This window comes from Streptomyces sp. NPDC033270 (assembly GCF_055576575.1).
In genome coordinates this window covers 1-11804 of sequence record NZ_JBVIRA010000047.1, presented here as the reverse complement: position 1 = coordinate 11804, position 11804 = coordinate 1, and the positions used below count along the sequence as shown (strand labels likewise).

Below are 11804 nucleotides of genomic sequence, written 5' to 3'. Positions count from 1 at the left end.
GTCGTGTCGGCACCAGCAGGTGCTCTGGAGATGCACCGGGGCCTAGTGAGCAGCGGAGACCTGCTGGTCGTGCCGGCGGAGCCGGTGCCAGCGGAACGGCTTCTTCGGCTGATCGGGCTGATCACTCACGTCACTCACTTGGGGCTCCCGCTTGGCTCCGGTCAGGAAACGCCGCAGGTCAGCCAGGTGCACGCTTACCCAGGAGCATCCGATGTGACCTGGGGCATATACGTTTATTGATCCGTTATGGGTAACTGGAAGCCTTTCGTCCGCACGCCACACCTCAGCGGGTGCGCCGTCACACCGACCATTCACGGGGAGACCCATGCGCCGCCGAATATCCTCCGCTCCGCCCCTTGCCCTGGCAGGTGGTGCGCTGGCTGTCGGTGTCGGCGGCCTGTATCTCGCCGCGCTGTTGGTTGCCGGCGGTGAGATCGACGCAGGTACGACCGTGCGCGGGGTGGACATCGGGGGCCTGAGCCGTGCGGAAGCCGTACAGAAGCTGGAGAAGCACCTGTCGGCGGCCGCCCCACAGGCACTGGCGGTGAAGGTCGGCGACCGAAGCGGCAGCGTCGATCCGCGGCAGGCCGGTCTCACCTTCGACACACGGCGAACCGTCGAGCGGGCGGCACGCGCCGGCGGCGATCCGTTCACCATGATCGGCGGGCTGTTCCGCTCCGGCGGTGCCGTCGAGCCGGTGGTCCGTATCGACGAGGGCAAGACCCGTGCCGCCCTCGGAAGGCTGGCGACGACCCTCGACCAGAAGGTCCGCGACAGTGCCGTGACCTTCGACCAGGGCCTTGTCAGGGAAGTCGCGCCGCACAGCGGATTCGCCCTCGACGTGAACGCCGCGGTCGGCACCCTGCGTACCTCCTTCCTCCATGGCGAGAGCGGCTCGGTCACGGCCCTGCCCGCGCGTGAGAGCAAGCCGAAGGTCACCGCAGCAGAGACACAGCGGGCGGTGCGCGAGTTCGCCCGCCCGGCCATGTCCGCGCCGGTCACGCTCACCTTCGGCGCTGAGCGGCTCACGATCGGCCAGGCCGTTCTGGGCGAACACCTGAAGCTTCAGCCGGACGGGACCGGCAGGCTGACCCCGAAGCTCGACGACAAGGGCCTGCTGGCCGCCCCCGAGGTGGCGGGCCCCCTGGCGAAGATCACCGGCCCGGCCGAAGACGCCAGGCTACGGCTCGACGGCGAGCGGGTGGTGGTCGACACCGACGGCAAGCCCGGCCTGAAGGTCACGGACAAGGCGCTGAGCAAGGTCGTACTGCCGCTGCTCACCCGGTCGGGCGCGGCCGCCCGCACCGGCGAAGTGGCCACGCGGCAGACCCAGCCGAAGGTGACCCGCGAGAACGCCGCGCAGCTGGGCCTCAAGGAGAAGATGTCCTCCTTCACCGTCAACTTCGAGGCAGCCGAGTACCGCAAGAAGAACATCGGCCGGGCCGTAGAACTCATCAATGGCTCCCTCATACGCCCCAACGAGACCTGGAGCCTCAACCGGACCGTCGGCGAGCGCACCAAGGCCAACGGCTTCGTCGACGGCATCGTCATCCTCAACGACCAGTTCACCAAGGCGTCTGGCGGTGGTGTCTCCACCGTGGCCACCACCGTCTACAACGCGGCGTTCTTCGCCGGGGTGAAGCTCGTGGAGCACGGCGCCCACTCCTTCTACATCGAGCGCTATCCGGAGGGCCGCGAAGCGACGGTCGTCTGGGGCAGCCTCGACCTCCGGTTCAAGAACGACTCCGGGAAGGCCATCTACCTCCAGGCCAAGGCCACCGACACCTCCGTGACCGTCACCTTCCTCGGCACCAAGAAGTACGACGAGGTGACGGCGATCACGGGGCCGCGCACCCATGTCAAGCAGCCGGCCGAGAAGCCGGGGGCCAAGAAGACATGCGAGCCGCAGACCCCGCTCGAAGGCTTCGACGTCACGGTGGACCGGGTCTTCCACAAGGACGGCGAGGAAGTGAAACGGGAGCCGTACCGCACGCACTACAACCCGCGGGATCGGGTGACCTGCGACGGACAATAAGCACCACGGAAGCCCCGCGCCTCCGCCGCGGCGGCGCCGAGCACCGGCACCGTCTGCTCAGCTCTCTCCGCGGCCGGTACGTCGGCGAGGGCAAGAGGGGCGGGAAATATGTGGCGGGGGCCACTGAAATCGACGTTCGCGTGGGCCGCGAACGGGAATCCGGATGGACATCGAGTTGTCCGCATCACAGATAATCCAGTAACCCGCGTCACACAGAAAAAGCGTCGAACCTTCCCTCGAAGTGATATGCCGCACAGAGCATTCAGGATCTACTAAAGGCATTAGCGGAAGGGACAGGCGAGGGAGCGGGGGTTTCCAGGGCTACGGCGGCGGAGGTGCGCGGTGAACCAGGCGGTGACTGAACCAGCCAGGCAATGCGCGGGTAAAGGGCCAGTTCAGCACAGATACCCGATCACCACCGACGCCCGAAATGAACTAATTCAGGCCGTTTCGCTCAAACGGCCAGCGGTGCCGCTGGAAGCCGATTTCCGCGGTCACGAATACGGTCCGGGTTAGTAGAAAGGCCCCTTGGCGGGATCGTTCGGGCGGGTTACCAAGGAACGCGATCCCGGTCCGCAGCCGGGAATCCCATCACGTCCCGGAGGCTGGACCCGCATGCCCAAGTGCACCGCCATACGCAATTCGAAGAAGTCCGTCGCGCGTAACCGCGTCGCCGTCATCGCCGCCGGTCTCGGTGTGACCGCCGCACTCGGCGCAGGTATCGCCTCCGCCGCCGACGGTGCTCTGCTGAACCTCACCTCGAACGTCGCCAGCACCGTCTCCGCGCAGGCCGACGCCCAGGTCAAGGCCGCCGCCGCCGAGGCCAAGGCGGCGCAGGCAGCGAAGGCGGCCAAGGCGAAGGCCGCGCAGGCAGCAGCCAAGGCACGGGCAGCCAAGGCGGCACAGGCGGCCAAGACCAAGCAGGCCGCGATCAAGCAGGCCGCGATCAAGGCGGCCAAGGCCAGGCAGGCCGCCGCCGCCGCCGCCAAGAAGGCAAACGCCTGGGTCAAGCCGCTCGACACGTACACCCTCGGCTCGACCTTCGGTCTGGCGGGCAACATGTGGTCGAGCAGCCACAGCGGTCAGGACTTCGTCACATCGAGCGGCACCCCGGTCAAGGCGGCGCACGGCGGCACCGTCGTCAAGGCCGGCCTCAACAGCGACGGGCCCGCATACGGCAACGCCATCGTGATCAAGCACGACAACGGCACGTACACCCAGTACGCGCACCTGTCATCGGTCCAGGTCCAGGTCGGCCAGAACGTCTCCGCCGACCACAGGATCGGCCTGGTCGGCAGCACCGGTAACTCCACCGGTCCCCACCTGCACTTCGAGGTCCGTACCGGTCCCGACTACGGGACGGGCATCGAGCCGACCGGATTCCTGCGGGCTCACGGCGCTTCCGTCTGAGCTGAGTCCGGCCGAACTGGCAGGCGGTTCGGCGGGTTCGCCGCCGTGACCAGTTCCGTGGCGACCTCGAGGATGGCCTTGCGCTTCTCCTCGGGGTCGCCTTCGCCGTTCTGCATCGCGAACAGGCCCAGGTGCATGAGCATGCCGGCGGGCCGACCGCGCTGTTCCAGCTCGCCACCCAACTGCCCGCCGCGGTCCTCGCCCGCACCCTCGGCATCGACATCACCGTCGCCGTCAAATGGCAGCGAACCACCGCCTGAGACTGGGGCGCCTATGTAGTACCGGTTCCCGATGGCGTCGGGGGCGGCCTCACCACCACCGGGGGCGATGCCCGACGCGATGGTCACCGTGCCGACGTAGACCCCTTCTGGCCCAAGTTCGGCGTACGGCAGCCACGGCTCCCAGTACGTGCAGCTCAAACTGTGCGGTGACCGAGGCGAAGAAGCATTGAACCAGCGTGGATGATGAGGACCAGGCGTGCTGCTCATGCGCGGAAGCAGCGACGACGAAGCCTGAGTCGTCTGAGTAGCCGTACTCAGGCTGTCGGGGGCCCGGGCCGCCACGATGGGGTGACCGAGTGGAAGGAGTACCCCGATGCCCGTGATCGTAGGCCGTACGGCGCACACGCCCCCTGCGTCGTCCGTGCTTCCCCGCGCCTGCGCCGCCGTGGTCGTCGTGGGGGTCGCCCTCTCCGCGTGGGCGCCGTACGACCGGATGACCTGGCTGCTGGAAGTGGTCTGGGTACTGATCGGACTGCCTCTGGCCGTTCTGGTCTGGCGGCGTTTCCCGCTGACGGGTCTGCTGTGCTGTCTGCTCGCCGTGCACGCACTGGTGCTGGTGATGGGCGGGCACTACACCTATGCCCGAGTGCCGTTGGGCGGGTGGCTGCAGGACGCGCTGAGGCTGGCTCGGAATCCGTACGACCGGTTCGGACACCTGATGCAGGGCTTCGTGCCGGCCATCTTGGTACGCGAGTTGCTGAGCCGGACCTCACCTCTTCGCGGTAGCCGTTGGCTGGCGCCGCTCACGATCTGTGGCTGCCTGGCCTTCAGCGCGGTCTTCGAGATGTTCGAGTGGGCGGCGGCGGTCGTCGGCGGTCAGGCGGCGGACGACTTCCTCGCCACGCAGGGCGATGTATGGGACACCCAGTGGGACATGTTCTGCGCACTGATCGGCGCCACGGTCGCGCTCCTTTTGCTCAGCAGGTGGCACGACCGGCAGCTGGCTCGACTGGCCGGCTGACCCGAGGACCGGTCCCGGTTCATGCCCTTCAACGAGTCGGGCTACTCCCCGCTGCTGATCCACGGCGATCCCGCCTCCTCCGCCCCGCTCTGGTTGCCTTGTGGCGGCCCGGCCTCCGGTGGGATCGGCACACCCTCGGTGTGGCGCTCGGCGCCGGGACGCTGCTGGCCGTTCACCATCTCAGCTATTACGAGGCGGTGGACCGCATCCCGCTGGGTGCGGCCACCACACTGAGCGGTCGTCGGACTGCTGCTCCTGGGCCAGCACCTCCTGCCCCCTGCAATGGCTCGGAGTCGCCGCCGTGGCGACGGCGGTCATCGGAGCCACCCGCACCCCGCATCGGTGACAACAGTCAACGCGGTCAGGTGCGTTGACGCTGCGGACCATGCCCGCATGGTGAGTTTGCGTTCACCTCGCCATGCTCGGTATCGCTCGCCTGCACAACCCAGCCGTCACCGGTTGACAGAGGCAGAGGCTGAGGCACGGGCAGGTCATCCACGTTCCCGAGAGTCGTGTGAACGGCCCTCAGCTCACCTCTGCGCGGACTGGCCTCCGGCCGGCCACAGCCCAGGCCCGGGCGCTGAGCGCAATGGCACCGTCCGGCCTCCTGGCAACAGTCGCACCGAGCGCGTCACGTAGCCGGTCCCGGTCGACTGGGGCAAGGGAGGCCACATAGCCGGGTGCGGGGCCCTGCCCCGCCAGGAAGGGCTCCCACAGGTCGGCGAAGTCGGCGAAGACGGTGGGCACCTCGATGGGGGCGGTGGACACGTCGACGAGTCCGGCGTCAGCCCACACCTTGTGCAACCGTTCCGGACGGCATACCGAGAACCGACGACCCTCGTCCAGCGCGGCTGCGGACGGGGCCACCTCGATGGCAGCGTCCCAGAACCGGCGCAGGAAGCTCATACCTTCGGCGTAGTCCCACACATACGCTGCAACCAGGCCGCCCGGTCGGACAACCCGCGCCATCTCGAACACTGCCGCGGTGGGATCAGGAAGGAAGTTCAGTGTCAGACCGCTGACGGCGACGTCCAACGCTTCGTCGCGTACGGGAAGTGACATCGCGTCCGCCACGATGACGTGCGTCGAGACGGGAGAGGCGACCCTGGCTGAGCCCACGAACCCCTCGGACCGGTCGATTCCCACCACCATTCGGGGCCGACAACGGGCGATCACCGCTGCCGACAGCACGCCAGTGCCACATCCCACGTCGAGCCACCGCAGATTGTCGGCACAGCTGAGCCACGTCGCGAACTCCTCCGCCGCGAGCCGACTCCACCGCCCCATGTACCGGTCATAGGCGGCCCCGGCCGCCCACACGTCGAACTGCTGCTCATTCATCTCAGCCATACCACCACGATCCCCGCATCAGTGCCATTGCGGTGGGACGGGTAGTCGATCTTCAAAAACAGCTGATCCTTGCCTTTGGAGGGTTCGACATGCGGGAGCCGCAGCTGGCCGCCGAGCACGAGGCCAACCAGCCCAGGCCGGACGGCGCCTGATAGCTGGTCAGCAAGGACGAGTGCACCTCGAAAGACGGCGACGGCACAGTCGAGGGCCCGTTCCAGCGCGGGGAAGTACTCCCGACCTACCCAGCGCCAGGCGGCGGCTGCACCCGGACACCTCCGTCCACGACGCAGCTCGCGCCCCCTGGAACACCCGCGTCCGCCCTCGACCGCAGGCGACGGTCGCTCTGCTCAGCCCACCGTCTGGTCGCCGTCGGGAAGGTCCTCGACCGTCACCTTGTCCCGCGGCATCCCAAGTTCGTCCGCCACCGCCATGGCCAAGCCGTCCGGGTCGGGCCCAGAGGGTACGGGCACTTGCTCGCCCTCCGCGTAACTCTCGATCGCCTTGGTGAAGTAACTCGGGTGCCAGGCACCGACGGCACCCCTGACCTCCACGGCGCGTACCGCTCGCGCCCCGATGCGCTGCTTGACCGCGGCGAGGATCCGATCCGACCGGTACTCCCCCGGCACCTGAAACAAGCTGGCGTGCGCTCCCACTTTTCCACCGTCCTGGAGGCGGACGGTCACCGTCAGACAGCTGGTCACACTCGGGTAGGTGATGGACCCACCGGGCCCGATCTCACCGACCTGCCCCTCGCTGATCCTGATGTTCGCAGTCGCGGGCGTGACCGACACCGGCCCACGGGCCGGATGCGCCACCGGTCCCGGGGAATAACCGCTCACGGCCGAGGACTGAGCCTGGGCCATGACCAGGCACGTGGCCATCAGGGAAAGGGCCGACAGTCCTGTGACGGGTAACAACCGCCTGCCGTAGGCGCGCATCCGCCAGATCCGTCGCATCGGCGCCACATACCCTTTCGCCTGGGCAGCGCGTTTTCTTTCCATCCTGCTTCCTTCCGTCCTGCATCGGCCCATCCTGCTTCCGCCCTGCTGTCCCAGTAGCGACGCGCGGTTACTTCCGGAGCTGCTCTCGTCGGACAAAGTCGGCCAAGGCCCTGGCTTCCCCAGGCAACCGAGGAGTCCGTCCCAACCAAATTAGGGCACCAGTCGAACTCGTTGCCGACGGATGGTTGCGGGGTTCACCCCTACATCGTCAGCCGATCGTCGAGATCCAGGCGATGGGCCGCGACCCACGACCACCGCGGTCAGGAGCTTGTAGGACTCGTTGCGGGACATCTCAGCCGGATCGAAGTCAATGCGCATGATCAGTATCCACGCGGCGGCCGCGGATCGTACAGCGGGTCCGCGGCACCACCAAGCCCCTGAGTTCGGCGGAAGGTGCCCGGTATCGGAGCCGGCGGCGATCCCGCCGACGGCACTGATCGCCAGATGCAGACAGGCGCTTCTCCGGCGGTGGGGCCTGCGATCAGCTCCGACGGTGAAGCCTGTGATCAGCGGTCACAGGCACTCGGGTGAGTCAGGCGCTGACGTCTGCTGCTGGTGCCCTCGGCTGTCGCGCTCACTGTCCGTCGCTCTGCTGAATGTGCAGATGGATCGGACCGCGAAGAACGGGGCTGCGCCGGTACGGCGGTGGGTCGGCGACCAGCCTGGGTCGGTCGAGGCGGCGTACCAGCTCGGTCAGCGCGATCTGGGTTTCCCGACGGGCCATTGGGCCACCGAAGCACAGGTGGATGCCGCTGCCGAAGCCGAGGTGCTGGTTGTCCCGCCGATCGGGGTCGAAGCTGTCGGGCTCGCGGAAGCGGTTCGGATCGCGGCTGCCAGAGGCCAGCATGAGCATGATCCGCGAGCCCTTGGGGATGACGGTGTCGGCGACGCTGATGTCGCTGTACGCCGCCCGCCACGGAATGATGTGCACGGGAGGCTCGTAGCGCAGCAGTTCTTCGACCAGCGGGACGACCAGGCCCGGTTCGTCGCGCAGTCGCTGCAGCACCTCCGGGTGGCGCAGCAGTGTCAGCATGCCGTTGGTGATGAGGTTGACGGTGGTCTCGTGGCCGGCGATCAGCAGCAGGTTGGCGGTGGCGACGATTTCGTCGTCGGCCATCCGCCCGTCGGGCCCGTCGTCGTTGGCCAGCCGTGACAGCAGGTCGTCGCCCGGGCGGCCGTGGCGTTGCTCCACCAGCCCGCCGAGGTACTCGCGCAGGTCCTTGGTGGCCTGCCGGCCGTTCGTCAGTTTCTCCTTCGGGTCGGTCTTGGGGTTGTAGTCGATCGACTCGATGACGGCGTTCACCCACAGGTGGAACCTCGGTTCGTCCTCGCGTGGCACGCCGAGCAGGTGGCAGATCACGGTGACGGGGAACGGGTAGGCGAAGTCGTCGACGATGTCGATCTGCTCTTTGCCCGCGAAGTCGTCGATCAGGCTGCCGACGGTGGCGGTCAGGTCGGGTTCCAGGCCGGCCACCAGCCCCGGGGTGTCCGGGGGGCCGAAGTGGCGCATCGCCATGCGCCGCAGGCGGTCGTGCTCGGGCGGGTCGAGGTTGATGAACGCCGGCGGGCCGGATCTCTCGAATGCCTCCATCGGGTGCGACAGATTGCGGACGTCGGAGCTCAGGTGCGGGTTGTGCAGGATGTCCGTGAGTTCGCGATAGGTGCTGATGACATAGCTGCCGTCGTCCTGGAGGGCCACCGGTGTCTGGCGCAGCTCGGCGTACAGCGGGTACGGGTCGGCCCGGGAGGAGTAGTCGAGGATCCGGCGCACCGTGTCGGTCGTGGTCATCGCGCTCTCCCTCCTACCGGTGCTGCTGGGCCGATGTGACGCGCCGCTCACCCGGGTCGTGTCCGGTGACGACCACCGTGGCTCCCTGGGCGAGCAGGGTGGGGCCCGGGAAGTCGACGGGCACCGGTTTCATGTCGGCGGGCTGGTCCGGCGTGGGGCAGGGCGGTGGGAAGGGTGCGGCCGTCTCGATCAGCTGCCGGTAGTGGTTCAGCCACTTCGCGTTGTTGAAGCTGACCGCCGCGGTGACGCGGCCCCGGTAGCCGTACGCGGCGACGAAACGGTGGTCGGCGACCGATCCTTGGGAGACGACCACCTCGTCGGCGAAGGTCGGCACGCCGACGGACTTGATGTTGACGCCGAACTGGATCGACCAGAACACGGGAATGGACAGGTGGGGCCAGCGGTCCGCCTGGGCGCTGACCATGTTGTGCGCCGCGACCTCGGCCTGCTCCACGGCGTTGGCCCAGTGCTCCAGCGAGATGAGCCGGTACTCGTAGATCGGGTTGGGGCAGCGTGCCACGTCACCGGCGACGAAGATGTCGTCGGTGATCAGGCCGTTGAGGTCGAGGGCGCGGCAGCCCGTGTCGCAGGCGATGCCCCAGACACCTGCCGCCAGTCCCGAGTCCCGCAGCCACTCGGTGTTGCGGATGCCTCCGAGTGCCACCACGGCCACGTCGGCGTCGAGGGTGGTTCCGTCGTCGAAGTGAGCCCGGCGGAAGTGCCCCTGCGCGTCGCCCTCCAGCTGGGTGACCTTGACACCGCACCGCAGGTCGACCCCGTGCGCGCGCTGCATGTCCGCCGCGATCTCACCGACCATGGCGCCGAGCGCCCCGACCAGCGGGGCCGGCGCGAGTTCGGCGACGGTCACCGGGATGTCCCGCTCGCGGCAGATGGAGGCGATCTCGGAGCCGGTGAATCCCGCGCCGATGACCAGCACGCGGGAGGGCCCGGCGGCGAGGGCGCGCTGCAGGCCCTCGGCGTGCTCTCGCGTCCGGACGACGAACACCCCGTCCAGGGCCGCCTCGGCCTCGACGAACCAGGGCCGGGCCCGTACCCCGGTAGAGATCAACACCCGGTCGAAGGGGACCTCCCGTCCGTCGGCGAGCCGCACGTGGTTGGTCGCCAGGTCCAGCCCGCTGGCGGGCACGCCGAGCAGCCACTCCGCATCGATGTCACGACGTCGCGGCAGCGTGGTGCCGTCGGCCGGCACCCACCCCGTCAGCACCTGCTTGGACAGGGGAGGCCGGTCGTAGGGCTCGCCCAACTCGTCACCGATCATCGTCAACGATCCGGTGAAACCCTCGTCGCGCAGAGTCTCCGCGGCCCGCAGTCCCGCCAGTGACGCGCCGACGACCACGATGCGGCCCTCGCGCTTGAACGCTCGCAGGTTGTCGGCGCTGGTCATGACGAGGACGCCTCCGCCGGTGCGTCGCGTCCCTCCAACCGGTCGACCAGAATCGCCTGGACCGGGCAGGCCGCCGCGGCGCGCAGCACTTGGTCGCTCTGGGCGTCGTCGGGGTTCGGGTCGTACATCAGCGCTTCCTCGCCGTGCATCCGGAATGCGTCGGGAGCCAGGAACGCGCACTGCGCATAGCCTTCGCATCGGGAAAGATCAACGACAACTCTCATCCCGGCCTCCACGGGGACTGCAAGCTGCGGACCCTCAAGCCGGTGCCACTGCAGCGCCCACAACGCGAGACAGGCGCAGAGAAGAAAAGCAGCCGTCGCCAACCCCTGCGAAGTGCGAGAACTGCGAGAAGTGCGAAAAGTGCGAGGCGACGCACCGCGCTCGTCGGGTCTCCACAGAAAGAATTGATCACTGCGATTCATCACCGCGACCAAGGCGGCCGGCGTCGGCAAAACCGCCTTGAGAACGTGACCCTCTTGTCAAAAGGCTATCCCGCGCGCACATCACCCGCACTCTGGGAAGAGGGATGCCCTGCCCCGCTTTCGAGGGCGTAGCAGCCCGGGCGCCGGGCGGTTCAGTCGGTGTTCGCGAGCAGCTTTCCGAGAGGGCCCACAGGCGCCGGGCGCCCGCCGGGTCGACGGCGTAGCGGGCTACGCCTGCGGGGGGGGGGCGCCTCGGCGGTCCAGGACGTCGGTCTCGTTGCAGTCGACGAAGTAGCGTCCGCCGATGCCTTCCAGCAGGGGCGAGGTGGCAGCGAAGACGGATGTGGCGGCGCCCTGCTCGACCGTCTTGATGAACTCGGCCGGGACGCTGCCGCTGCCGCGACCGCCCTCCGTGTGCCGCTGGAGGTTGGTGCAGATGGCGCCGGGCATCACGGCGTTGGGGGTGATGTGGCCGTCGGCCCAGCGGCGGGTGACCCCACCGCGAACAGGACCTCGGCGGTCTTGGACTGGCCTGGCCGTAGCCAAGCCACGGGTCGTAGGGGCGGCAGGCGAAGTTGACGTCGTCCCAGACGATCGGGGACAGCTGGTGACCGCTGGAGCTGACGGCGACGATGCGGGCGGCGGCGTCGGCCGTGAGCGCGTCGTGCCGGCCGGCGGCAAGAGCGAAGTGGCCGAGGTGGTTGGTGGCGGACTCCGTTCCCAGCGACGGCGTGATCTTCTACGACCTCGACCGGCTGGTACGTCAGCCAGCCCCGCGTCCGCAAGGGCGAGCCCATGGGGCAGCTCGTCCCGGGCTGCGTCAGGCGTACGACCTCATCTGCTCCGGAAAGCTGCGCAAAGCCACGGCCCAGGTAGCGAAGGTGATCGCGTATGAGGGCGCTGAGGCTTCACACGCAGCCGAAGCGTGGAACATGTGGGGACGCGCAGTCGGGCCGTCACGTCCGTGAAGGCGCGCGCGTCACCGGCCTGTCCGGCGGTGCGAGGGAAGACCAGGCCGACGACGGGCATCGGAACTGATCCAAGCGAAACCGCCTAGGGCCTGTCCGATGGGTCAGGGTCGGAAAGGCCGCGGCGTCTGGTGCGGTGCATCGCAAGGCGCCGGAGCGTCTCGATAGCGGAGCTATCG

The 11804-nt window shown here is 68.3% G+C and carries 10 protein-coding genes and 1 pseudogene; 3 read left to right on the top strand and 8 right to left on the bottom strand.

Annotated elements, in window-relative coordinates; translation table 11 throughout:
* The first annotated feature begins 325 nt into the window (after nucleotides 1-325).
* Both ACZ5XZ_RS37655 and ACZ5XZ_RS37650 read left to right on the top strand, forming a co-directional pair.
* Nucleotides 326-2035 carry a VanW family protein gene (locus ACZ5XZ_RS37655; protein WP_468986747.1) on the top strand — a complete coding sequence of 570 codons (1710 nt, stop codon included), beginning with the start codon at nucleotides 326-328 and terminating at the stop codon, nucleotides 2033-2035.
* A 615-nt stretch (nucleotides 2036-2650) separates the two neighbouring features.
* Nucleotides 2651-3445, top strand: coding sequence for a M23 family metallopeptidase (locus ACZ5XZ_RS37650; RefSeq protein WP_468986745.1), 795 nt, complete (start codon nucleotides 2651-2653; stop codon nucleotides 3443-3445).
* Here the strand turns inward: ACZ5XZ_RS37650 and ACZ5XZ_RS37645 are convergent.
* Nucleotides 3427-3582, bottom strand: a pseudogene (locus tag ACZ5XZ_RS37645) (TetR family transcriptional regulator); the annotation flags it as partial. The gene ACZ5XZ_RS37650 and the pseudogene ACZ5XZ_RS37645 sit on opposite strands and share 19 nt — an antisense overlap.
* 457 nt (nucleotides 3583-4039) lie before the next feature.
* Between ACZ5XZ_RS37645 and ACZ5XZ_RS37640 the strand changes: the two are divergent.
* On the top strand, nucleotides 4040-4687 hold the full coding sequence (locus ACZ5XZ_RS37640) for a DUF2238 domain-containing protein (RefSeq protein WP_468986743.1): 648 nt from the start codon (nucleotides 4040-4042) through the stop codon (nucleotides 4685-4687).
* 41 nt (nucleotides 4688-4728) lie between these two features.
* On the opposite strand, the gene ACZ5XZ_RS37635 is transcribed toward ACZ5XZ_RS37640, so the two are convergent.
* The 7 genes from ACZ5XZ_RS37635 to ACZ5XZ_RS37605 form a co-directional block, all read right to left on the bottom strand.
* Complete coding sequence (locus ACZ5XZ_RS37635) at nucleotides 4729-4866, bottom strand: hypothetical protein (RefSeq protein WP_468986741.1); 138 nt, start codon at nucleotides 4864-4866, stop codon at nucleotides 4729-4731.
* 346 nt (nucleotides 4867-5212) lie between these two features.
* Entirely contained in the window at nucleotides 5213-6037 is an 825-nt protein-coding gene (locus ACZ5XZ_RS37630; protein WP_468986740.1) for a class I SAM-dependent methyltransferase, read from the bottom strand.
* A 347-nt stretch (nucleotides 6038-6384) separates the two neighbouring features.
* A complete protein-coding gene (locus tag ACZ5XZ_RS37625; RefSeq protein ID WP_468986738.1) occupies nucleotides 6385-6975 on the bottom strand; it encodes a hypothetical protein in 591 nt (196 codons plus the stop codon).
* Between the two features lie 637 nt (nucleotides 6976-7612).
* Entirely contained in the window at nucleotides 7613-8827 is a 1215-nt protein-coding gene (locus ACZ5XZ_RS37620) for a cytochrome P450 (protein ID WP_468986736.1), read from the bottom strand.
* Nucleotides 8828-8840: 13 nt separating this feature from the next.
* The gene (locus ACZ5XZ_RS37615) at nucleotides 8841-10232 is read right to left on the bottom strand and encodes an NAD(P)/FAD-dependent oxidoreductase (protein WP_468986734.1); all 1392 of its coding nucleotides are present in this window, start codon (nucleotides 10230-10232) and stop codon (nucleotides 8841-8843) included.
* A complete protein-coding gene (locus ACZ5XZ_RS37610; RefSeq protein WP_468986731.1) occupies nucleotides 10229-10456 on the bottom strand; it encodes a ferredoxin in 228 nt (75 codons plus the stop codon). Before ACZ5XZ_RS37610 ends, ACZ5XZ_RS37615 begins: the two co-directional genes overlap by 4 nt.
* Before the next feature lie 429 nt (nucleotides 10457-10885).
* On the bottom strand, nucleotides 10886-11107 hold the full coding sequence (locus tag ACZ5XZ_RS37605; protein WP_468986729.1) for a hypothetical protein: 222 nt from the start codon (nucleotides 11105-11107) through the stop codon (nucleotides 10886-10888).
* Nucleotides 11108-11804 lie beyond the last annotated feature (697 nt).